At 43.8% G+C, this 21,382-nt stretch carries 22 protein-coding genes and 1 tRNA gene; 15 read left to right on the forward strand and 8 right to left on the reverse strand.

The window, feature by feature from the left end:
• The first annotated feature begins 5 nt into the window (after positions 1 to 5).
• Both H70737_RS10155 and H70737_RS10160 read left to right on the forward strand, forming a co-directional pair.
• Complete coding sequence (locus H70737_RS10155; protein ID WP_042186891.1) at positions 6 to 1,316, forward strand: metallophosphoesterase family protein; 1,311 nt, start codon at positions 6 to 8, stop codon at positions 1,314 to 1,316.
• On the forward strand, positions 1,306 to 4,551 hold the full coding sequence (locus H70737_RS10160; RefSeq protein WP_042186893.1) for an AAA family ATPase: 3,246 nt from the start codon (positions 1,306 to 1,308) through the stop codon (positions 4,549 to 4,551). Before H70737_RS10155 ends, H70737_RS10160 begins: the two co-directional genes overlap by 11 nt.
• Here the strand turns inward: H70737_RS10160 and H70737_RS10165 are convergent.
• Positions 4,538 to 5,650 (reverse strand): YkvI family membrane protein, encoded by a 1,113-nt coding sequence (locus tag H70737_RS10165; protein WP_042186895.1) that lies wholly within the window; start codon positions 5,648 to 5,650, stop codon positions 4,538 to 4,540. The two genes, H70737_RS10160 and H70737_RS10165, sit on opposite strands and share 14 nt — an antisense overlap.
• Positions 5,651 to 5,824: 174 nt before the next feature.
• Between H70737_RS10165 and H70737_RS10170 the strand changes: the two genes are divergently transcribed.
• The 3 genes from H70737_RS10170 to H70737_RS10180 all read left to right on the forward strand — a co-directional run bounded on the left by H70737_RS10170 (position 5,825) and on the right by H70737_RS10180 (position 7,152).
• Entirely contained in the window at positions 5,825 to 6,397 is a 573-nt protein-coding gene (locus H70737_RS10170; RefSeq protein ID WP_042186897.1) for a xanthine phosphoribosyltransferase, read from the forward strand.
• A gap of 101 nt (positions 6,398 to 6,498) precedes the next feature.
• Positions 6,499 to 6,816: a hypothetical protein gene (locus H70737_RS10175; RefSeq protein WP_036689410.1), complete on the forward strand. Its 318-nt coding sequence runs from the start codon at positions 6,499 to 6,501 to the stop codon at positions 6,814 to 6,816.
• Positions 6,817 to 6,933: 117 nt separating this feature from the next.
• Positions 6,934 to 7,152 (forward strand): hypothetical protein, encoded by a 219-nt coding sequence (locus tag H70737_RS10180; protein ID WP_042186900.1) that lies wholly within the window; start codon positions 6,934 to 6,936, stop codon positions 7,150 to 7,152.
• 74 nt (positions 7,153 to 7,226) lie between these two features.
• Here H70737_RS10180 and H70737_RS10185 read toward each other — a convergent pair whose 3' ends face one another.
• Positions 7,227 to 7,673, reverse strand: a complete 447-nt coding sequence (locus tag H70737_RS10185) for a YhjD family protein (RefSeq protein WP_042186902.1) — start codon at positions 7,671 to 7,673, stop codon at positions 7,227 to 7,229.
• A 187-nt stretch (positions 7,674 to 7,860) separates the two neighbouring features.
• Here H70737_RS10185 and H70737_RS10190 point away from each other — a divergent pair.
• Positions 7,861 to 7,944 (forward strand) — tRNA-Leu (locus H70737_RS10190).
• Between the two features lie 83 nt (positions 7,945 to 8,027).
• Here H70737_RS10190 and H70737_RS10195 read toward each other — a convergent pair.
• Genes H70737_RS10195 through H70737_RS10210 form a run of 4 tightly spaced genes read right to left on the reverse strand, consistent with a single transcriptional unit; the run spans position 8,028 to position 10,542 of the window.
• Positions 8,028 to 8,558, reverse strand: a complete 531-nt coding sequence (locus H70737_RS10195) for a hypothetical protein (protein ID WP_042186904.1) — start codon at positions 8,556 to 8,558, stop codon at positions 8,028 to 8,030.
• A gap of 42 nt (positions 8,559 to 8,600) precedes the next feature.
• Positions 8,601 to 9,284, reverse strand: a complete 684-nt coding sequence (locus tag H70737_RS10200; protein WP_042186907.1) for a hypothetical protein — start codon at positions 9,282 to 9,284, stop codon at positions 8,601 to 8,603.
• Positions 9,281 to 10,174 carry an ABC transporter ATP-binding protein gene (locus tag H70737_RS10205; RefSeq protein WP_042186909.1) on the reverse strand — a complete coding sequence of 298 codons (894 nt, stop codon included), beginning with the start codon at positions 10,172 to 10,174 and terminating at the stop codon, positions 9,281 to 9,283. The genes H70737_RS10200 and H70737_RS10205 overlap by 4 nt, the downstream gene beginning before the upstream one ends.
• Positions 10,171 to 10,542, reverse strand: a complete 372-nt coding sequence (locus H70737_RS10210; protein WP_042186911.1) for a GntR family transcriptional regulator — start codon at positions 10,540 to 10,542, stop codon at positions 10,171 to 10,173. Before H70737_RS10210 ends, H70737_RS10205 begins: the two co-directional genes overlap by 4 nt.
• A 233-nt stretch (positions 10,543 to 10,775) precedes the next feature.
• On the opposite strand from H70737_RS10210, the gene H70737_RS10215 reads away from it, so the two are divergent.
• Complete coding sequence (locus tag H70737_RS10215) at positions 10,776 to 11,585, forward strand: methyltransferase domain-containing protein (protein ID WP_042186914.1); 810 nt, start codon at positions 10,776 to 10,778, stop codon at positions 11,583 to 11,585.
• Here the strand turns inward: H70737_RS10215 and H70737_RS10220 are convergent.
• Positions 11,577 to 12,587 carry a S8 family peptidase gene (locus tag H70737_RS10220; RefSeq protein WP_197071279.1) on the reverse strand — a complete coding sequence of 337 codons (1,011 nt, stop codon included), beginning with the start codon at positions 12,585 to 12,587 and terminating at the stop codon, positions 11,577 to 11,579. The two genes, H70737_RS10215 and H70737_RS10220, sit on opposite strands and share 9 nt — an antisense overlap.
• A 405-nt stretch (positions 12,588 to 12,992) precedes the next feature.
• On the opposite strand from H70737_RS10220, the gene H70737_RS10225 reads away from it, so the two are divergent.
• A complete protein-coding gene (locus tag H70737_RS10225) occupies positions 12,993 to 13,364 on the forward strand; it encodes a hypothetical protein (RefSeq protein WP_052404237.1) in 372 nt (123 codons plus the stop codon).
• 86 nt (positions 13,365 to 13,450) lie between these two features.
• On the opposite strand, the gene H70737_RS31465 is transcribed toward H70737_RS10225, so the two are convergent.
• On the reverse strand, positions 13,451 to 14,260 hold the full coding sequence (locus H70737_RS31465) for a MerR family transcriptional regulator (protein ID WP_042186918.1): 810 nt from the start codon (positions 14,258 to 14,260) through the stop codon (positions 13,451 to 13,453).
• Positions 14,261 to 14,362: 102 nt separating this feature from the next.
• Between H70737_RS31465 and H70737_RS10235 the strand changes: the two genes are divergently transcribed.
• The 7 genes from H70737_RS10235 (at position 14,363) to H70737_RS10265 (ending at position 21,380) form a co-directional block, all read left to right on the forward strand.
• Entirely contained in the window at positions 14,363 to 15,706 is a 1,344-nt protein-coding gene (locus H70737_RS10235) for an MATE family efflux transporter (RefSeq protein WP_042186920.1), read from the forward strand.
• Between the two features lie 26 nt (positions 15,707 to 15,732).
• The gene (locus H70737_RS10240) at positions 15,733 to 17,004 is read left to right on the forward strand and encodes a hypothetical protein (RefSeq protein WP_042186921.1); all 1,272 of its coding nucleotides are present in this window, start codon (positions 15,733 to 15,735) and stop codon (positions 17,002 to 17,004) included.
• The gene (locus H70737_RS10245) at positions 17,001 to 17,675 is read left to right on the forward strand and encodes a DUF6320 domain-containing protein (protein ID WP_042186923.1); all 675 of its coding nucleotides are present in this window, start codon (positions 17,001 to 17,003) and stop codon (positions 17,673 to 17,675) included. The genes H70737_RS10240 and H70737_RS10245 overlap by 4 nt, the downstream gene beginning before the upstream one ends.
• A gap of 312 nt (positions 17,676 to 17,987) precedes the next feature.
• On the forward strand, positions 17,988 to 19,025 hold the full coding sequence (locus tag H70737_RS10250) for an ABC transporter substrate-binding protein (RefSeq protein WP_052404238.1): 1,038 nt from the start codon (positions 17,988 to 17,990) through the stop codon (positions 19,023 to 19,025).
• Between the two features lie 16 nt (positions 19,026 to 19,041).
• Positions 19,042 to 20,031, forward strand: a complete 990-nt coding sequence (locus H70737_RS10255) for a FecCD family ABC transporter permease (protein WP_052404239.1) — start codon at positions 19,042 to 19,044, stop codon at positions 20,029 to 20,031.
• A 1-nt stretch (position 20,032) separates the two neighbouring features.
• Entirely contained in the window at positions 20,033 to 20,812 is a 780-nt protein-coding gene (locus H70737_RS10260; RefSeq protein WP_042186925.1) for an ABC transporter ATP-binding protein, read from the forward strand.
• 40 nt (positions 20,813 to 20,852) lie between these two features.
• Positions 20,853 to 21,380, forward strand: coding sequence for a HugZ family pyridoxamine 5'-phosphate oxidase (locus H70737_RS10265; protein ID WP_042186927.1), 528 nt, complete (start codon positions 20,853 to 20,855; stop codon positions 21,378 to 21,380).
• Positions 21,381 to 21,382 lie beyond the last annotated feature (2 nt).

Genomic DNA, 21,382 nt, shown 5'->3' on the forward strand with positions numbered 1-21,382 from the left:
CAGCTATGATTCCATTTCGATTTCTACATGCTGCTGACTTACATCTGGATAGCCGATTTGCTGGGCTGGCGCATATTTCGCCAGCCATTCGTTCTTATTTACGTGAGTCGACCTTCGCCGCCCTTGGGCGGCTTGTCCGCGTTGCCATCCAAGAGAATGTTGATTTTATCGTCATCAGTGGAGATGTATACGATGTTTCTGACGCTTCTTTACAGGGCCAACTGCGATTTCAGGAAGCACTCAAGGAACTGGGTCAGCAAGGAATACACGTGTTTCTGATCCATGGCAACCATGATCCACTAGACGGATTGCGTCTGACTACAGAAATGCCCAGGCATGTTACCGTGTTTGGAGGAGAGAAGCCAGATCTCGCCACGGCTTACCGTCGCAAAGATGGTCAAGAAGTAGCTATTGTTAGTGGAATCTCCTATCCGACTGCGAAAGTTACGGACAACACTGCAGTGACCTTTTCTCGAAAGCCTGGCAGCCGTCTGTTTCATATTGCTATGCTGCATGGGAATGTAGACGGTGATTTGCTGCACGAGACGTATTCTCCTTGCAGTCGCAGGGACCTAATCGAACGGGGTTTTGATTATTGGGCACTTGGACATATTCATAAACGCAGTGTATTGCATGAAAAACCGGCGATTATATACCCGGGCAATATACAAGGACGTAGCATTAAGGAAACCGGACCAAAAGGTTGTTATGTTGTGGATGTTGATGAGGCTGGAAGTGCCACGCCCCAGTTTCATGATCTTGATTATGTTCGCTGGCAGGTACGGGATCTGTCCATTGAGGGATTGAGTCATGAAGCGGAATGGATACAAAGGGTGGAGCAGGTGATTGACGATATCAGGGAGGAACTCCCGGAGCTGATGTCAGTGGTCAGATTTCGTCTGATTGGACGCGGGGACGTACATAAAGTATTAGCTGAAAAAGGAGCGGTAGAGGATCTGCTGTCTGAACTCCAGCGCCGTGAGGCGGTACGGGCTGAGCGTAAAGATTATAAAGGACTTGTCTGGGTGGAAGGATTCGCTGTAGAATCCGGGTTAGCTATTGACCGTGAACGGTTATTAGAGGAGGATAGCTTTCTTGGAGAAATGCTGCGAATTACAGAGCGTACGGAACATTCAGCAGAAGCGCTTGAAGAATTAATAAACAGTGCGCTTAAGCCGCTCATGGAGAATCAGGAGCTGCGACAGCTGCTCTCGGTGACAAGTCAAGAGGAGAAGTTAAGTTGGCTTCGTAGTGCAGCAGAACAGGGAATCACAATGCTCGGTGGAATGGAGGGTGCTCCAGAAGATGAGAATTGAACATTTGCAGATCCATGGCTTCGGACGTTTGCATAACCGAGAGATTGAACTATCGGAAGGAGTTACTATACTCTATGGACGTAATGAAGCAGGAAAAAGCACGACGTTACAGTTTATTCGCTCCATGCTGTTTGGAATTCCAAGTCGTGGTAACCCTACGGAGAGGTATGAACCTATGCAAGGCGGATTACATGGGGGAATACTGAAGGCACGTGATAGTAATGGTGCCCTGTGGACCATTCGTCGCCATACAGCTGGTGGTGAGGGCTCAGGAAGAAATGAGAAACTGAACATCACGGTTAACCATCTGAATGGAACAACGCAAGAGCTAGGGCAAGCTGAAATGGAGCGTCTTTTGCTTGGTGGTATCTCTAGGAGCATGTTCCATCAATTGTTCGCGGTCTCTCTCGATGAACTGCAGGAGCTTGCTGCGCTTCAATCAGAAGAGATGAGCAGCTTTCTCTTTCACGCAGGTATGGGCGGCGGTGGAACGATCATGCGGGCGGAACGCCGATTGGTACAGGAAGCTGAGAAGCTGTATAAACCTCGGGGCAAGCTGCAGGAAGCTGCTAAAATCGTTCAGGCTATTGAGAAATTAGAGCGTCAGATGGCGGAGAGCCGCTCTTATCTTCCACGTTATAACGGTAATATAGCAGCATTAAAGGTTACGGAATCTGAGCTAGATCAACTGGAACAACAACGTAAGCTTACAGGAGACAAGCTCGTGATGCTTCGCAAAGCTCAGGATATTCGTGAATTGTGGTTAAAATGGAGCGATGCGCAGCTCGAGCTACAGGACCTGCCAGAGATTACAACCTTTCCTGAAGATGGAGCGATTCGCTATCAGGCACTTGAAGGTGAAATTCGGAATGCTCAGGGAGCAGTAACTCGTTATGAACGTCTGCAAAGTGAGCTAACGGCTGAGCTGGTGCAGAATCCGCCGGATGCATTGTTAACAGCGCAGGGGCCTGCCCTGGAGCGGCTGGATCGCCATCGGAGCAGCTATGAAAACCTGCGAGCGGAAAGACAGCGGCTAGAAGGTGAATTGACCGCGCTGAATGAGCATTTGCAGCGAATTCTGCGAGGCATTGATGTCAGCTGGAGCGCGGCAGAGCTGACTGCATTTTCGGGTGCAGCGGCGGATCGTGAAGCTGCACGGAGGTTTGCGGCGGCGTTCGCAAGTTATGATCGCCGCATGGAAGCGGAGGGCGCAGCACGGCAGACGCTGCGTTCCCGCTTGGCTGCTGCCTCAGCTTCGCTGCAGGCAGCAGAACGGGCGCTGGCGCGTGAACACGCAACCGGCGCCGAATCATTTGCGCAGCTGGCTCCGCGCAGCGCCCGAGAAGTGCTGCAACTGTGGGACGAGCTGCAGCAGGCGGCCGAGCGCTGGCGCGAAGCGCAGCTCAGCGAAGGGCCGCAGCGCGGCCCAGGCGCCGGAAGTGACGGCCCTAGCGCGCAGCGCATGGCCGCGCTCTACCGGCGCCTGCTGTGGGCTGGGGCAGCACTAACCGTGCTGCTGCCCACAGCGCTGTGGCTAACCGGTGCTCCGCCGGTCAGCGCAGTGCTCGCGATCGGCCTGCTTGGAGCGGCCGATCTGGCCCTTTGGGCCGGCCTCAGCGGAGCGCGCCGGCCGGAAGCGTCCCCGCCAGTGCATGGCGGGGACGTGGGCACAGCCGCAGCCGAGATGCTGCGGCTGCGGGGGCAGCTGCTCTCCGGGGCGGAGCCGGAGAGCGCCATGCCGGGGCGGCGATCGGCCGCCCCGGGGTCCAGCCCTGACGCAGGCGGGCTGGAAGCCTCCATGAGGGAGCTTCGCAGGCTCATGGAGGCTTGGTCCGCTTGGCGGCAGCGCATTGAACGCTATGCCGCCGAGCGGGATGCCTGCCGCACGGAGCTGGAGACGCTGGCAGGCCAAGAGAAGCTGCTCGCGGAAGAAATGAGCCTGGCAGAGACGGCTTTTACGCAAACTGCTGAGCAATATGAAGAATGGCTGCGTGAGCGCAGATTGCCCGAAGGGTTGTCTCCGGAAGGGCTGCCGGATATCTTCGCTATGGTGGAGCAGGGGAACGAGCTGCTGCGCCAAGAGAATAAGCTCTCTTTACGTCTGAAAGAGCTGGAAGATGAGTGTCACGTGTTCGAGGAGGAGCTGCTTGCTCTCATTTATGAATCAGGTACTGATCCTTTAGACGAGTCTGGCGTAGCGGCAACTAGCTTTGATATGGATCCGCACGATGGACAGCGACGATCTGCACTAACTTTACTAAGCTGGCTGGAACTTCGAAAAAGAGCTTGGGATGAACTGAAAAAGGACCTGGTTCGCCGGGAAGGCATTCAGTCACGGTTACAAGAGCTTCTGGAAGAGCTTAAGGAGAGCCATAGGGTATTAGGTGAGTTAAGAGAACAGCGTGACCACCTGTTGGACGAAGGCGGAGCAACAGGCGGGGAGGATTTCTTAAGGAGATCGGCTGCTGTACAGCGGCGTAGTGAGCTGAATAAATCCATTCGCCAGTGGGAGCTAGCCATGTTTGGAGGCTGGGAGGATGAGCGAGTTAACGCCTTGCAGTTATTATTAGATCATCATGATGCTTCAGCACTCCAGAAGGAACGTACGGCAGCTGAAGAGCTAGCTGAACGGGAAGAAGAACTGTGGAACACCCTGCTGGAGCAACGAGGAAAGCTTCTTCAGGAAAGGGAGTATTTGAAAGAGCGTTGTATGGAGGACTCTGTTATTCAGCAATTGGAAGAGCAGAGAGCTGCTCTGCGAATCGTGGCTGATAAGTATGCGGTAGCAGCATTAACTGCTGAATTAATCGGAAGAACCCGCCGTATTTATGAACAGGAGAAGCAACCGCAGGTACTTTTGCTTGCATCTGACTATTTCTCCAAGCTGACCGAAGGGGAATACAAAAGAGTAGTTATGACTCTAGGTCATAAAGAACTAAAAGCGGAACACAAAGATGCTGGACTGCTGGACAGCGGTCTGCTCAGCCGTGGGACGGCAGAACAGTTGTACCTTTCCATCCGCTTGGCACTTGCAGAGACGATGTCTCGGCAAGTATCGTTACCACTACTATTCGATGATCTATTCGTCAATTTTGACGAGGCTCGTCTTCATGCTGCGCTTTCACTGCTTGGTGAACTGTCGGTCTCCCGCCAGATTGTGATGATGACCTGTCACAAGCATGTGGCGGAAGCGGCAGCACGAATCATTCCAACAGCAGCAGTTATTTCCGTGTAACTGGTTTTATGGATACAAGGCTGTTCCCTTTTCCACTCGAACCCGATGAGGAATCGCTACGTGGTGGAGTAGACCATGGCGTACGTAGTAGCATGACAGCCCAGACCATCGACAAAGCTCCGAAGATCGGGTAGAACACGGAGAGTAGAGAGCTAAAGCCAAATTGGCTCAGTAAATAACAGACCAACATCAGAATCGGCGTAATCAATGCGGGTTTAACTGGAATTCGTTGTTTAAGCTGCATGGTGACACCATAAATGTCAGCGACAAAAGTGCTAAAGATCTCCAAAAAGATCAGCAACAAATATATAGTTTGTACTACAGTACCCAACCGGATGGCGATGTTGCCCATAGGGATTTCAAATTGGAGAATATCAGGCATCTGGGAGCTCATCGCGAAATGTGCGGCGATCAACATAAAGCCAATTCCGGCACCACCAATAATACCGCCCCAGACAAGAGATTTTTCTTCATCCGTATGTCGAGCCATGGGAACTAATACGGCTTGAGCCATACCTAGATTAAAGGCGGTGTAGAGCAGCGGCGACATCCAAGCGCCAAAGATTGTCCGATCCGTTTCTAGGAATAAGAACCGCTGAGCTCCTGGAATTTGAAAGGTATTAAAAATAATGATGAGTGACAGCGTAAGCATTAATGGGACGATCAGACTATTCATTTGCAGAATACCGGAAATTCCCCGTTTAAGCAGAAAATAAGAACCAACCAGCGTGAGTATTAGCCCTGTTTGATAATGAAATCCAAGATGCTCTTGAAAAATAGCGCCCGCGCCTGCAAGCATAATACTGTTGACACCGATTAAGATGACCATCGTGAACAAACTGATGGTGCTTCCGACTTGGTCGCCGAAGAGGTGTCGGTTAAAGTCTTCATAAGACTCTGCTTCTATGCGCCGAGCGATGACCATCATTTTCGTACCCAGCCATATAAACAGTATAGTAGAGAGCAGGATGGTCAGGACTGCCCAGTGTCCGTAACGAGTGAAGAATTTTAATATTTCTTGTCCGGTGGCGAATCCGGCTCCTACAATGGTGCCAATGTAAGTGAATGCGATCTGTAATGTTCGGACATGTGATTTCATGGCTCCCCTCCTAATAGTTTTAAGAACAAAAGAAAAATCATAATGTGTGCTATGCAGGATTGCCTTGTGCACTCTGTATAGTACAGGTTATGATGAGGATCAGTAGGACATGACTTCCGTGATTCATTTGTACGGAACGTCTGCGATTATAAAGGGTATTGGAGGTTCAAAGTCATGGAAGTGTTGAAACAGCGGATTTTGGAGGAAGGTGTCGTCGTTTCGGATGAAGTGCTGAAGCTGGATGCACTGTTGAATCATCAGGTAGATCCGCAGCTTACGATGGAAATGGGACGGGAGTTTGCCGGGAGGTTTGCGGACTGCGGAATTACACGTATTGTGACCGTGGAATCCTCGGGCATTGCCGTGGCATTTGCCACCGCATATGAGTTAAAGGTGCCGTTAGTTTTTGCACGTCGCAAAAAAACACTGTTAGCAGATCCGGACGCACTTTGTGAAAGAGTTCCTTCTTTTACGAAAGGTATTGTTACCGACATTATGTTGTCTCGCCAATTCATCTCTCCAGAGGATAAAATCCTCTTTATCGATGATATTATTGCTAATGGTGATGCAGCACGTGGATTGATTAAGATCATCGAGCGCTCTGGCGCTGAGCTGGTAGGTCTTGGCGTTGTAGTGGAAAAAAGCTTTCAGGCTGGAGCCCGGACGATCAAAGAACAAGGCATCCGACTGGAGTCACTCGTAAGAATTACTTCTCTTAGCGGAGGCACCATTGAATTTGGGGATTAACCCGTTTTTGAGATAAGAACAGGCCTATTTTTCAAACAACTGCTTTTCACCCTATAGATTTTCCTTTATAATAAAATCAGACATAGGGAGGAGGCGTCACAATGGGGAAAGAACCGGTGACTGAGCAATTTTTTATTGATAAATTAACCGAGGCCAAGGATCACTTCGAGCGTGCGCTGGATTGCAAACACACGGAATTCGACGATCTGTATCCCTATATGATTGAACATCCTCAGTTTTTTTGGTACAAACGCTATGTAGCTTGGTCAGAACTTCTGACAATCAAAGGTTTATGTGAGGAACTTTCCTTCCCTTGGAGGGAGAAATTCACAACAAACCAAGTGGAGTATCTGGAGCAACGTGTGATGTCCGCTAAAGTTCTTGATTTCTGGTTCGAGAAGAATGAAGCGCTGATATAAGAATGCTTTAGTAGACATGCAATTGGTCAATTACTTATACGAGACCCAGATGATTTTTCATTTGGGTCTTTTTTCTGGATGAAAATAGGATAAGCTATACAGAGGGAGGAATTCATGATGATTAGCGATGAACAATTGGATGCATACCGAATTTCCGGCGAGAAAATTCGTGTGGTGCGGGACGGCATAGAAAGTAATGATGTAAAAGGGATTGTTCTGGCTTGGGATGATTCGCAGGTGATGATACGTCGTCAGAATAGACGAGTAGTAAAGCTAGATCGGAATTATTTATTCCAACCCTTCAGCGAACCAAGGAAAGAACCTGATAATATATAGTTTCCGCAGCAAAAACAGCTCCTTACCCAAATTGGGTGGGGAGCTGTTCTGCTTACATATATGCCTCTGACGGATTAAATACTTAAAGCTAGCTGGGAGTCACTTTCTTCTCTGGAGAGTATGGAGAGCTCTGTGGACAGTCCGAGATACGCACGCATTCGCAGCATCATCTCTCTACGGAATCCTGGCCATAATATATTCATCTCACCTTGATATCCTCTACAGGAGTACAAGGCCTCGACTCCTCGTTGATCTTGGCGAACGGTTGTGATCTTCAGATCATGTGAGCTCAATTCACGCGTAACCTCTTGAAGCATTAGTGAGGTTTTCTTAGTGGCACCAGACAAGAGCTCCATATAAAGCTGAGGGGTCTTAAATAGACCACTTTTGCTGATTACACGGCAGTCACGCTCGAAAACTTTATGAATAAACGTTAGCAGCAAATAGCTTCTGACAAGGGACAGTTCTTCTTTAGTAACATCTTCATCAACAATGGATGTCTTCAACTTCGTAGTCGCCATTATAAATCACCTCATTTATATTATGCGAACTTTTGTTCTCATTATACCTTATATTCGGAATTAAAAGCAATAATTATCCATAAAATAATGATCGATAAGAAAAGCTGGAAAATATATTGACGCTTTAATCTCAGCATGGTATGATCTATCTTGTGACCGCAAGTTTGATATGTAGTCATTATGATGTGCGGTCGTGGCGGAATTGGCAGACGCGCACGGTTCAGGTCCGTGTGGTAGCAATATCGTGGAGGTTCGAGTCCTCTCGACCGCATCACAAGAAACTCCCTTGAGAAACAAGGGAGTTTCTTTTTTTGTGAATATAATTAATCGAAGGTAACTTTAGCATACTCGTATCTAGATTGATAAATATCGAATTAACCCTAATAGAGCGAAGGCGAACAAAACTGTCCCAGCACCAATGCCTGTAATTGCACTGTTTGCGACCTTAAGTTTTTTAGATATGAACAGTGATACGATAGAGATTGCAACTAGAAGTGCTGCTAAAAGGTATAAACTGAAATCGTTAAACACACTTTTTAAGCCAATAAAATGAATCCCTACTATAAAGGCAATCCAAGGAGCAACATAATCATTATACTTACATTTCATCAATATAGAGGCTCCAGCACCAGCCAACAATAATTCAATATAGACAGAAATTAGATAATTATCAAAGGAGGTCTTGTCATTTAATACGGAGGGAGCATCCCAGTTCGTCACACTTAAATAGACACCAATCAAGCAGACGAGAAGGGATACACCAGAAGCTATGCCAATATATTTTCGCCAGCTGGATCTGGGTTTTTCTTGTGCCCAACCAAACCAACTAAAACTAAACATACCGAATATAGAAGCATACATGGCGTAATCCCTCACATAATCCATACAGTACCCCCTATAAATATTAACAATATTCCAGGCAGAGTCTTATACTGTAGACTTCCGAAGCATCCAGAACGATAAGAGTGCATACAAGACCGTCAAGGGCATACTCCACAAGGCAAGTTCAAATGCGGTATGGCTAGCCAACCAATTAAATACATCTACCCACCACTGATAATATGTCATTAACAATCCAGCGACACTGTACAGAATAAACATGACTGCCGCGAAAATGAATAGGCCGCTTCTACCAAATCTACGGAAGATGCTGGATATAACAAATCCCCAATAAAACATATGCAACAAGATCATGAAATAGATCCACAGCTGCTCTAGGACGGTACCATCATTCAAGTATGGTAGGTGAAAATAATGTAGCTGCACACCCCATCCAGATGTTAATTTGGTTTCTATAATAGATAGCAGGAACAGAAGTAGTGAGAAGCCGGCACTTGTTATAACGGCCATCAAGGATGTGCCGAAGAAATAATCTATCCTCCGTAGGCTTAAGCCCAAGGCAAAGGGGAAAGTCTGTACTAAAATGATGATACCTATGACAAACATATAAATAAAGATTGAGACTAGACCGCCGGTATACATTGGTTCTTGCAGGAAAAAAGCTATGACAAGATTAACCAAAAAGCTGGACAATAATATAATCCAAGGCATAAACAACCAAAACCATTTATCCTTGTAGTGCATTTTTAATATCCCTGTCATCTGGTTCATTGCACTGCAACTCCCTTCCCTTGGGATTTTCTGTTTGTAAGATGAACAACTAACTGTTGTAAAGATATCGGGGAGATCTCCAGACCAAGCATCTCAGCACGTGATAGATCTGTTGAGTTTAAGCCAATAACAGTGGCAGAAAGTAAACCGCCAAAGGATTCACGAGAGATGATCTCTTTACCGGTGATTAAATCTTCGACCTTCGCAGCCGCACCGATAACTTTAGCAGCTCGCCCGCGAAGAGCTTCAGCATCCTCATTGATAATCAGCTTACCGTTGTCGATAACAATGACATGCTCTAATAGCTGGCTTACCTCGTCAATTAAGTGTGTAGACAAGACAACTGTTCGCGGATATTCTGAATAATCCTCAATTAGTCGATCGTAAAACAGGCTTCTTGCTACAGCATCGAGACCTAAATAAGGTTCGTCAAAAATAGTCAGCGGAGCGCGGCTCGCCAGGCCTACTACAATGCCCACCGCCGAGAGCATTCCTCTGGACAGCTTCTTTATTCTTCTTTTTAAGGGGAGATTAAAGTCCTTGATTAAGGAGTGGGCGTAGTCCCGATCAAAGTTAGGGAAGAATAACTCGGATACCTCTAGAACATCGATAATACGGTACGTATCCGGATACTTTTGGCTTTCCTTAATAAAGCAAATCTGATTGAGTACGCGGTTATTCTCATAGGGATGTTCCCCGAACACCTTTAAATCACCGCTTGTAGCAAATAACTGTGCTGTAATCATGTGCATGATCGTTGTTTTGCCCGCACCATTTCTGCCAAGCAGACCATAGATTTTGTTCTTTTCTAAAGAAAAACTAATGTCTTGGATGACGGTTACCTTTCCATACGACTTGGTCAGTCCCTTGATCTCAACGATTTCATTCATGACCGATTATCTCCCCTCTGAATCATCTTCGTTAATTGATCCAACGTAATTCCTAATTTCTCTGCTTCACGGATCATAGTTACAACATATTGCTCATAAAATTGCTCTTTTCTCTTTTCCATCAATACTGTGCGCGCTCCAGAAGCTACAAACATGCCGATACCTCGCTTTTTGTATAAAATTCCTTGGTCGACAAGCAAATTCACACCTTTCGCAGCCGTCGCCGGATTGATCTGGTAAAAAACAGCAAATTGATTTGTTGAAGGAACCTGTGATTCCTCCAAGAGTGTTTCTTCGATGATGTCATTTTCTATGCGTTCGGCGATCTGCATAAATATCGGTCGAGTATCATCCATTAAGCTTCCCATGTATTCACCGCCATGTTCATTGGTTAGTTAGTTATGTAATTAACCATATATGCAACAGACCTATTTGTCAATCATTACTATGTGGATTTTTTGATCCTTTGAGCCCAAATCCAGTGAATTGGCGTATCAGCATAAATAAAAAGGCAGTTCGGATTCACACCGAACTGCCTTTTATTTTAGTTGGATGTCTGCTATGATTTTGTCCTATTAGAAAACAAGAGAAGGGTGAAACTATGAATGAATATGGTCCGGATTTATTTAAAGGTACGGCAGTGTACTATTCAAAATATCGACCGCAGTATCCTTCATCCCTTATTCGGTTCTTAATTCAGAAGTTTTCGCTTAACGGAGAAGGCCGTCTGCTTGATTTAGGGTGTGGTACGGGTCAGCTGGGACTAAGATTTAGTGATTGGTTTGAAGAAATGATAGGTGTAGATACGGAAAGTGGAATGTTGGAAGAGGCTAATCGTCTATCAAAAATCCATAGGGTTGATAACGTTAGTTGGATGCTTGGTAGAGCAGAAGAGTTGCAGAACGTCTGGGGTTCCTTCCGACTTACCATTCTAGCCAAAGCGTTTCACTGGATGGATAGATCGTCTATTCTTGAAATCCTATACCACAGTTCGGACAATAATGGCGGTCTAGCAATTATTGATACTTTTAATGTAGGGCAAGAGCCATTATCTTGGCAGCTTAAGGTAAATGAAGTAGTGAAACGCTGGTTAGGTAACGAAAGAATAGCAGGAGACAGCATCTATACTCATCCTAAAGAAAGGCATGAGGATATTGTTGCGCGATCTAGTTTTAAGGATGTGGAAAGATTGATTTTACCGAGTTATTCAGTGACATGGACGGTGGATTCGATTCTTGGCAATTTGTATTCCACATCCTATGCTTCAAAGCGCTTATTTGGAGATCACTTAGAACGATTCGAAGCGGATTTGAAATCTTCTTTATTAGAAATGGAGCCTACGGGTAAATTTACTGAAGTGTTATCAGTTTCTGTTATCACAGCTTTAAAGAAGGAAGCAAAATCAAAATAAGAATCTTGCATTGATCTCACCAGAGCCCGCTGTGTTAGGGGGGAGTTTCAGAGAGAATGTGTTCTTTTTTAGTATGGATTTCACTTGCTTAGGAGTTAATGAGGGATTTCTCTGCAGCAATTGAGCAATGACACCAGAGACTATAGGTGTTGAGACACTGGTACCGGACAGCACAAAGTAATTTTTAGCGATCTGCAAGTAAGGAAGCTCGCGATCTAGCTTGGAATGAGGCGCACGAAGAGAGATAATGGTTTCGCCAGGAGCTACGAGGTCTGGTTTCTTTCGCCCTCCCGGTGCAGGTCCGCGGCTTGAATACGAGGTAATCCGGTCGTCCTTTTGTGTGAGCGTGCGACGGTCATCCACTGCACCTACGGTAATTGCAGAAGGACTAATACCAGGAGATTCTATCGTCCTGCGTCCAGGGCCGCTATTTCCAGCTGCAATCACAACAGTGAGTCCAGCCTTTATTGCTTTTTCTACGGCTTGGCACAGCGGGTCATCAGCACAAGGTGAATTTACCGTACCCCCTAATGACATCGAAAGGATACGTATTTTTAGTCGCTTTCGATTCGCAATACACCACTCAATTCCTTTAATAATCGTGGAGTCATATCCGTCGCCATTTTTATCGAGTACTTTAACACCGACGATCCCTGCCTTTGGAGCAGGGCTTTTATATTTTCCTTTACTCATCCATCCGTTGCCTGCCGCGTCCCCTGCGATATGAGTCCCATGGCCGTTATCGTCGTAGGGAAGTTTTCTGTGATTGATAAAATCTTTAAAAGCTACGATACGGTTACAGGGCTGAATCAGATCAGGGTGCCTATACACTCCTGTGTCAAGAATGGCAATGTTGATTCCTTTTCCGGTAAGTCCCTGTTTCTTTTGGACGGATGTAGAACCGATGGATGGTGTCGCTATATAAAGTGATGTTTTTTTAATTCCGTCAACATAGATTTTATCGATTCCATGCCAACTGCACATCTGTTTCAGACAGTTCATCGAAACTCGTGATGATACAGAATTTAGTATGGGGAGATGATGTTTGATAGGAAAGTCGTGTGATTCTAAATGTTTTTTTAATGACTTCAGCTGTGCTGGGGTCATTTTTTGTTTGAATTTGATAATGATAGGAATTTTAGCGGACGTACCGCGACGGACTTGGGAGTGTTGAATTCTTTTTCTTAGCGCGCTATGGATTCTTGAACTATATTGCTCTAGCCACAATTGTCGGCTCATTTATTAATGGATCACCTCACAAGTGCATTATATGCACCACTGATCCAGTGGGTACGAATCTATGAATCTAGGAATAAAGTACATTTCTAGAATAGTAGGTAAAAGTGAGGTCAAGCATTCCAAATCTTGCATCTACTATCGTATCCTAAAAAGAAAGTGGTGAAGTAAATGGCAATGATTAAGAAGCCAGTCAATAAGCAAGCCGTTATGGCGGCCAAAGCCCTCGCGGCAAAAAGAGTGAAAGCAGCTGCAACCCGGAAGAAACGGAGAATCAGACAGACATTGGACAGATTTGTGGTTCTCGCTACAAGTTTAGGTACGAATAGCACACCTAAAGATTCTTCGGGCTGGAACGCTACATTAAAAAATGGTACCACTACTGTGAACGCTGAGTTCGATGATTTCGGTGTGGTCAGATTTCCTACGATTAGCACATTAACTTCAGTACCTTACCTGCTGACAATAAGAGACGAGAATGGAGTAGTTTTGAAGAGTTTTAACGTCCCAGCAGACCGTGAATTTTTTGTCGCTAGATTTTAGTTTGGACAAATCAGCTTTAATTCTGTAGTAAACAGCACGTGTCGATCCTATATCGCCGCGTGCTGTTTTATTTGTCTTATTTTAGATCATGCAGATTTTAACCATACTTGAATCTCATACACCCACTGAAACATTCCGGTGAAAATGACTGTCTGGATGACAAATGGAATCTCCGTATTATATTCGGCTTTAGCATATGCAGCGATATTCTGCATCGTTTCCATTCTCTGCTCCTCCGAGCAATAACCATAGAGATAAATTCCTTTAGGTAATATTGAAATACAGCCGGCCTGTTCAGGGTACTTCTCACAAACTACAAAAAAGACAGATGGATTCTCACTGGGCTCCAACGTAGTCATAATATTTGCACGAAGATCAAAGGCGAATGCATCTCTTGGCTCATCTTCAAGCTGTTGATTTAGCGCATTCTGCAGTTGATGGAAACTTTCGAGGCTGGGTTTCTGTAGGGAGTGGATTTTTACGATCGCTCTTTCTCCCAAAGCCTTAGTTGAAAAATGGGTGGGGGATAGAGGGACATCGGATAAATAAGCTTGATTTTCATATTGTTTTTGTAAAGCTTTAAGCTGTGATTTTGTCTTATTCAGCTGCTTGATTTCTTGTTCGATTTCATCGTCCTTTGTTTTAAGAAAATTAATAATATAATCAAGATTATCATTCGTAAAAACATCTTTAATCTTATGAAGTGGCATATTCTTTTTTTTGCAGAAGTTGATGACATCAAGATAAATAAGCTCTTTATCTGAATAATAGCGATAACCGGAGGAGGGATCTACTTTAGCAGGCTTCAGCAAGTGAATTCGGTCATAATGCCGCAAGGTTTCGATAGTTGTGTCTGCTAGTTTTGCTGTTTCACCAATAGAATAATAGTTGTTCATTGCATCGTTCTCCCGTTGACTCTTGTGTTACACAAGAGATTATAGTGTTCATTGTACTGATTTTTATCTAAAATTTCAAAACAGTGAATGGAGAATGACAAGATGAAGACAACAGAACTCAATGTATTAAAAGATCCAATTTCCAAACTATTTCGCGGTTATGCAATCCCCGGGATCGTAGCTTCACTTTCTATGTGTCTGTACGGAATTATTAACGGAATCATTTTGGGACGTTTTGTAGGACCTAATGCGCTAGCTGCAGTGAATATGGCTTCACCGATTTTTAATATTATTTCGTGTATAGGGATCTTAATTGCCATTGGGGGAAATACATTAACCGCTATTAGTCTGGGAAAGCAGAACAAGGGGAAAGCCAACCACTACTTCAATAATGCTTTTTACACACTGCTCATGATAGCCATAGTTATTTTCATAATGGTAGTTTTTTTTCCTCATGTACTGGCTAGAATAGTTGGAGCAAATTCAGTGCTTTTTCCTATGGTTGTTGATTACATACAGACTTTTGGTGTATTTGTCGTGCCTGTAATTTTTAATATTTTACTTGGTATTTCATTGCAATCTATGGGGAAACCTCAGCTTTATATGGTTGGTAATTTACTGAGTGTAGTTTTGAATATCATCTTGGATTTAATTTTTATCTGCGTTTTCGATATGGGGATTACCGGTGCTGCTTTGGCATCTGGGATCAGTGCAACGATTGTTTTTATATTATTTTTCTCGAATTTTAATTTTATCTCAAAGGATAGCATTTTAAGAGTGGGTAGATGGAAAATGGATTTTAAAGCAATCGGAAGGATGATCTATAACGGTTCCTCGGAAGCGATTACGCAATTCAGTGCGGGTTTTTCTTCTATGATCTTCAACTGGATTTTGATCTCTAAATTTGGTGAAATAGGGGTATCTTCATTTGCGGTAGTTCAGTATATCTCACTTGTAGTTAATGCAGTTATCATGGGCATGTCGAGAGGGTTAGGAGCCATTAGCAGCGTGAATTACGGAGCGAAGGAATATAGCCGTATAACGGAATTGATTACCATGGCGATTAAAATAGTGACATTAGTTGGTGTGGTTTGTACAGCGATATTGATTATTTTTAAATCACCCTTAATTTCTCTTTTTGTAAAAGACAATCTTCAGGTCATGACTACATCAAGTGAAATCATCACATTTTATAGCTTTAATTTTATCTTTGTAGGGGCCAATATTATAATTAACGCTTTGTACACAGCCATTAACAATCCAAGAACATCCGCGATTTTGGCGATTTTACGGTATGTCTTGTTGATGGGGAATTTCTTTATCCTTCCTTTAATGCTTGGTAACATCGGCTTATGGCTTTCCTTTGTAGTGGCAGAGATAATCTGTGTCGTGGTAAGCTATGTTTGTTTGAGGAAGACAATGCAAAAGTGGAGTATCAACCAGTAACAGCAGAATAAAAGAGGAGTTTTGAAGTGAAAAAGTGGTACAAACTTGATAACGCAGCAAAACTATTTCCATCCGTTACAAACACAAAAAACACTTCCGTTTATCGGATCTCAGCTGTTCTGACAAATCCTGTAGATGTGGATGCGTTACAGCAAGCCGCCGATACGGTATTCGACAGATTTCCGATGTTCACTGTGAAGCTTCGCAGGGGTGTGTTTTGGAATTATTTAGAGTCTAGCACGGATAAAATTGTGATCGCTGAGGATCAGCAGTATCCTTGTCGCAACATTGATCCAACTACAAACAATGGATATTTATTTAAGGTTTTATACTACAAAAATAGAGTCTCTGTTGAAGTGTTCCATGCGCTTACGGATGGTAATGGGGCTGTCGAGTTTTTAAAATCACTGCTGTACTATTATCTAATGTATATGGGACATGAAATTGACACTGAGGACCGGATTTTACTCGCTGATTCAGGAGTGGATATCCATGATATGGAGGATGCTTTTCGCAGATACTACAAGGATTGTTATGTTGAATCGGTTAGAAACAGCCGAGCGTACCACATTAAAGGTACAGCTTTCGAACAGTTCGGAAATAACGTGGTACACGGGGTCGTAAGTGCCTCCCAATTGAATGCCCTCGCTAAGCAAAAAGGTAGTACGATCACTGCTTATTTATCCGCATTACTGAGTTATTCTATTTATCAAACAAGAATCAAATATAGCAAAAGTAACGCTCCCGTGGTTATCGCAGTGCCTGTCAACTTGCGCAAGGCATTCCCTTCACGTACTCTTCGTAACTTCTTTGGCGTAGTTAATCTTGGCGCGCGAATTACGGAAGATACCACACTGGATGAATTAATTTTTAGAATGAATGAGATGCTGAAGTATAAAACGGGGAAAGAAAATTTGCAAAATATCATTTACAATAATGTGGCGCTTGAACGGAACAAAGCTACGCTATTTGTCCCGTTATTTTTGAAGAACTGGTTCGTGAATTTAGGGTTTCATATGCTTGGGGAAAGTAAAAGAACACTGACCTTGTCCAATATCGGTAATATTATGTTGCCACAGCAAATGTACAAGCACGTAGAGCTAATCGAGGCATTAGTCTATCCATCCAATAAAAGCCCTATGAACTGTGGGATCAGCTCAGTCAATGATAAGCTGGTGATCACGTTTACCAGAAATATAGTGGAATCCGATATATTGCAATATTTCTTTTCGACCTTAGCGGGTGAGGCTGGACTTGAAGTTAAAATCTACTCAAACGATTGGGGGATTAGCGAATGACCAAATGTATTCGTTGCAACGTGACGGTTGATAATCAACATTATCGTTGTCCACTATGCTCCAAGCCACTTAAGATCAGGGGAGAGAGCACGACAGAATACCCGTCCTATAAAGAGATCTATCAGGAAACCAAACCATTTACGGTAGCTAAATTGTTCCTCTTTTTGACTATATCTGCGATCGTGCTTTCGATTACAATTAATGCGTTGACCTATCATATCAATCCGAGAATATGGTCAATTATCGTAAGTACAGGTCTTATCTATGCGTGGATCGTTGTTAAAGACACCATTTTATCTAATAAACATATTGGCAGGAAAATTTTATATCACTATGTCATGTTGTCCATTTTCCTTTTGGTGATCGATATATTCGTTGGTTTTAGGGGATGGTCTACCAACTATGCAATCCCACTGTTTGGAGTGGCAGCTACGTTTATTATGACTGTGCTCGCAATTGTTCAAAAATCATTATGGCGTCATGATATAGGCTATATTTTAGCGATGTTCTTTATTAATTTATGTCCTATGCTTCTGTTTGTATTTAATTTGTCTCATGTCATTTGGACCAGTGTTTTCTCTATCGTATACTCACTCCTAACCATTATTGGGATGATAATTTTTTCTGACCGGAAATTTATAAGCGAAATCAGAAGAAGATTCCATTATTAATAATCGAGATAGATTTATTCCAGTCTATAATTAAATATTTAGGTTTATTATGCATATTAACCACGTCCTTTGGATGTGGTTTTTTTGTGGATTTAAGAAAGTGAAGGGTTCATACGACACCGAATTCCTATTTTTCTACAAGAAAGGTTGTCCTTTTTAATGGGATGTTTAAGGTATTTTTGCTAGTTTAAAATTAAAATAAAATTCTTGACACTTCCTAATGATAACCATTATCATAGGAGTGGTAGATGAAAATGAAAATCATTATCACTACTTGGAACGTATAATTATACATACTCGGAGGGATAGATTTTGAAGAAATTATTAGTACTTATGGTTGTTGCAGCGCTTACTGCGATGACTGCATGTTCGTCCACCAATACAGCGGACAATCAAACCAAGAATGAAGCCGTAACGAATACAGCTGCTAATGAAACGAAAGAAGCAAATGCAGCGAATACAACAGAAGCAGCGAAAACAGCGGATGCTGGAAAGGAATACAGTCTGGAGAATGATGGTGTAGATGAAGCATTGTTCAATGAAGCATTAAGCCAGTTTCCAGCCACAGTTCCACAGCGAATTGTAACTACATCTGTACCATTAACAGAAATGCTCTATTTGCTTGGAATCACACCAGTTGGGGTGCCAACCTCCACCAATCCAATCCCTGCTGATTTTGAATCGATAGAAAAAATTGGTTCGCCAATGGCACCGGATCTTGAAGTAGTAACAAAGCTTGAGCCAGACTTGCTGCTGGGAGCAGAATCGCTTCGAAGCACGCTGGATAAGACACTGGAAGGCATGGATTTGCAAAAAGCGTATCTACGCACAGAATCCTTCGAGGATTTAAAGCTTAGCCTTAAAGTATTAGGTACTTATTTTAATAAAAAAGATGAGATGAATGCGGCTTTGAGTAAGATATTGGATAAAGAAAATGAGCTAAGTAAATTAGCCGCAGGAAAAGAACTGCCGAGCGTGATGCTCGTTATTGGAACCTCTGATTCCTTCATGGTTATGAGTGAGAAATCTTATCTAGGTAGTTTGGTGAAAAAGCTTGGCGCTGATAACATTGCTACTTCTGTACTTAAAGTTACCGATACTTACTCTCCTATTAATATGGAGAACGTCGTAGCCGCTGATCCTGACGTCATTCTCGTATTGGCTTCAGGTGACCACGGAGCGACAAAGGACAAATTTAAAAAAGAAATAGAGAAAAATGAAACTTGGACGAAGCTCTCTGCTTATAAAAACGACAAAATTCAGATTTTAGATTACAGTGTGTTCGGGGTAACCTCGATCATTAATGCAGAAACAGCCCTAACTGAAATCGCAAAATACTTTTATGAATAATTAAAGGAGACAGCAAGTGATAAATACATCTCGTAGCAGAATAGTTGTTATTGTAACGGTTCTATTAGCGCTCGTTGCCGCGATTATTGCCATCGGATTAGGCTCTGTTTTCATTCCGGTATCAGACATACTAAGCACGATCTTTGGTTCATCGTCTAAGGCGGTGAATGCCACCATCATATGGGATATTCGATTGCCACGTGTGTTACTGGCGATGATCATCGGAGCGAATATAGCGATCTCGGGCGCACTGCTGCAAGCTGTGATGGGTAACCCACTTGCTGATCCTGGATTGACGGGTGTAACTAGCGGCGCGGCTGCATGTGTTCTTGTTATAATGCTTGCTGCACCACAGTATACTGAGTTCATTCCGATTGCCGCTTTTGTTGGAGGGCTAATTGCTGCTGGTATTGTATATGCATTAGCTTGGAGACGAACCGGTATTTCACCGATTACTATTATTTTATCTGGTGTTGCTGTGAATGCGCTTTGCGGAGGACTCATTGGACTATTAACAATCATGTACAGCGATAGACTCCCTGCAGCGGTTCAATGGCTTAACGGCAGTCTTGCGGCAAAAGGGAATAATGCGTTGATGATGGTCTTCCCATATGCGATTGCAGGTTGGATCCTATCGTTCTTTGCCATTCGTAAGGCAAATATCATTCGTTTGGGTGATCAGGTGGCTTCGAATCTGGGTGAAAATGTGAACCGAATTCGTATCCTGCTCTCCTTGCTGGCAGTATTTCTAGCGGCTATTTCTGTAGCAGCCATTGGAATGATCGGATTTGTCGGTCTAGTTGTACCTCATATGGCGAGATTGCTCGTGGGTTCAGATTACAAATATCTTTTGCCGATGAGTATGGCTCTTGGTGCATTGGTTCTGTTAATTGCGGATACAGGTGGACGTACCCTGTTTGCACCCCTAGATATCCCTGCGGGTATCCTTATGGCTGTGATTGGCGGACCATATTTTCTATACCTGATGAGAAAGAAGGCGTTCTAACATGTTTACTGTCGATTCCATTTCGATTCGGTATGAGCAGAAAAGCGTGATTAACAACTTCTCTTTTTCCGTAAAAAAGGGTGAGATCGTCTCCATCATAGGACCGAACGGCTCCGGCAAATCCACTTTGCTCAAAGCGGTATCACGGCTAATTCCTTATCACACGGGTACGGTCATACTCGATGGTACGGATCTGAAGACCATGAGCGCCAAACAAGTCGCACGAAAAATGTGCATGCTGAGCCAGAAGAATCAAGCACCGAGTGATATGACTGTGATCGATCTGGTCTCGTATGGCAGATATCCACACAAAAAGTGGTTTGAAAGATTGAACCAAGAGGATATGGACATTGTTCATTGGGCCCTTGAAAAGACACATTTGATGGAGTATAAGGACCGAGCCGTAGCTTCATTGTCAGGTGGTGAATCACAGCGTGCCTGGATTGCAATGGCTTTAGCGCAGCTTCCACTTATCATGTTGCTTGACGAACCAACCACGTACTTGGATATTTCGCATCAGCATGAAGTGCTTGAGCTTGTTCGCGAGTTAAATCAAGACATGGGCATGACCGTAGTAATGGTGCTGCATGATCTCAATCAAGCTTCTACGTATAGCGATAGTATCGTTGTAGTGCAGGCAGGTGAGAAGGCGATGTATGGCACACCGAATGAAGTCATGACAACTGATATGATAAGGGATATATACCGGATGGACGCGGAAGTCCAGTATGTGCCCACAGAGAAGAAACCTCGTATTCATTTGTTGAGTACTGTTCGATAGATTCATAGTGTGACACAACCTATTCATGGAGGGATTTTAAATGAAGAAGCCTGTAGATGTGGAGAAAAATAAAGAAAACTACTTGCAATTTATTAATAAACGTAAGAACTTGATTTTGAGTTTGATCGATGATGAAGGTAAGCCCTTTATTAGTTATGCGCCTTTCGTAAAGAAAGACGGCAAGCTGTATATCTATATTAGTAAGATCGCAGAGCACTATGGCTATATGGAAAATAATGATTATGTGGACGCCTTTCTAATTGCGGATGAGTCTGAAACAAACAATAAATTTGCAACTGAGCGTGTGCGCTGGAGTTGTACTTCAAGCAATATCGGAAATGATGGATATGAGGATATCTTTGAATTGTTCAATGCTGACCATGGTGAGGCCATGCTGAAATTGCTGCGCGGACTGGATTTTTCACTGTTCGAACTAACTCCGTTGAAGGGGCGTTATGTTGTAGGTTTTGGGTTGGCGTTCGATATTGATGTAGATGCGAATGTATTTAATCACGTTGTTATTGATAAGAAGAAAGACGAAGAAGCAGCTGTACAAGGGAGCAAATAGCC

Source organism: Paenibacillus sp. FSL H7-0737, from assembly GCF_000758545.1.
Classification (GTDB): Bacteria; Bacillota; Bacilli; order Paenibacillales; family Paenibacillaceae; genus Paenibacillus_AQ.

Bases quoted from the DNA above. Each gene is read 5' to 3' on its own strand.
- H70737_RS10155 (WP_042186891.1), top strand. From the start codon at position 6: ATGATTCCATTTCGATTTCTACATGCTGCTGACTTACATCTGGATAGC.
- H70737_RS10160 (WP_042186893.1), top strand. From the start codon at position 1,306: ATGAGAATTGAACATTTGCAGATCCATGGCTTCGGACGTTTGCATAAC.
- H70737_RS10165 (WP_042186895.1), bottom strand. From the start codon at position 5,650: ATGAAATCACATGTCCGAACATTACAGATCGCATTCACTTACATTGGC.
- H70737_RS10170 (WP_042186897.1), top strand. From the start codon at position 5,825: ATGGAAGTGTTGAAACAGCGGATTTTGGAGGAAGGTGTCGTCGTTTCG.
- H70737_RS10175 (WP_036689410.1), top strand. From the start codon at position 6,499: ATGGGGAAAGAACCGGTGACTGAGCAATTTTTTATTGATAAATTAACC.
- H70737_RS10180 (WP_042186900.1), top strand. From the start codon at position 6,934: ATGATTAGCGATGAACAATTGGATGCATACCGAATTTCCGGCGAGAAA.
- H70737_RS10185 (WP_042186902.1), bottom strand. From the start codon at position 7,673: ATGGCGACTACGAAGTTGAAGACATCCATTGTTGATGAAGATGTTACT.
- H70737_RS10195 (WP_042186904.1), bottom strand. From the start codon at position 8,558: ATGGATTATGTGAGGGATTACGCCATGTATGCTTCTATATTCGGTATG.
- H70737_RS10200 (WP_042186907.1), bottom strand. From the start codon at position 9,284: ATGAACCAGATGACAGGGATATTAAAAATGCACTACAAGGATAAATGG.
- H70737_RS10205 (WP_042186909.1), bottom strand. From the start codon at position 10,174: ATGAATGAAATCGTTGAGATCAAGGGACTGACCAAGTCGTATGGAAAG.
- H70737_RS10210 (WP_042186911.1), bottom strand. From the start codon at position 10,542: ATGGGAAGCTTAATGGATGATACTCGACCGATATTTATGCAGATCGCC.
- H70737_RS10215 (WP_042186914.1), top strand. From the start codon at position 10,776: ATGAATGAATATGGTCCGGATTTATTTAAAGGTACGGCAGTGTACTAT.
- H70737_RS10220 (WP_197071279.1), bottom strand. From the start codon at position 12,587: ATGAACTGTCTGAAACAGATGTGCAGTTGGCATGGAATCGATAAAATC.
- H70737_RS10225 (WP_052404237.1), top strand. From the start codon at position 12,993: ATGGCAATGATTAAGAAGCCAGTCAATAAGCAAGCCGTTATGGCGGCC.
- H70737_RS31465 (WP_042186918.1), bottom strand. From the start codon at position 14,260: ATGAACAACTATTATTCTATTGGTGAAACAGCAAAACTAGCAGACACA.
- H70737_RS10235 (WP_042186920.1), top strand. From the start codon at position 14,363: ATGAAGACAACAGAACTCAATGTATTAAAAGATCCAATTTCCAAACTA.
- H70737_RS10245 (WP_042186923.1), top strand. From the start codon at position 17,001: ATGACCAAATGTATTCGTTGCAACGTGACGGTTGATAATCAACATTAT.
- H70737_RS10260 (WP_042186925.1), top strand. From the start codon at position 20,033: ATGTTTACTGTCGATTCCATTTCGATTCGGTATGAGCAGAAAAGCGTG.
- H70737_RS10265 (WP_042186927.1), top strand. From the start codon at position 20,853: ATGAAGAAGCCTGTAGATGTGGAGAAAAATAAAGAAAACTACTTGCAA.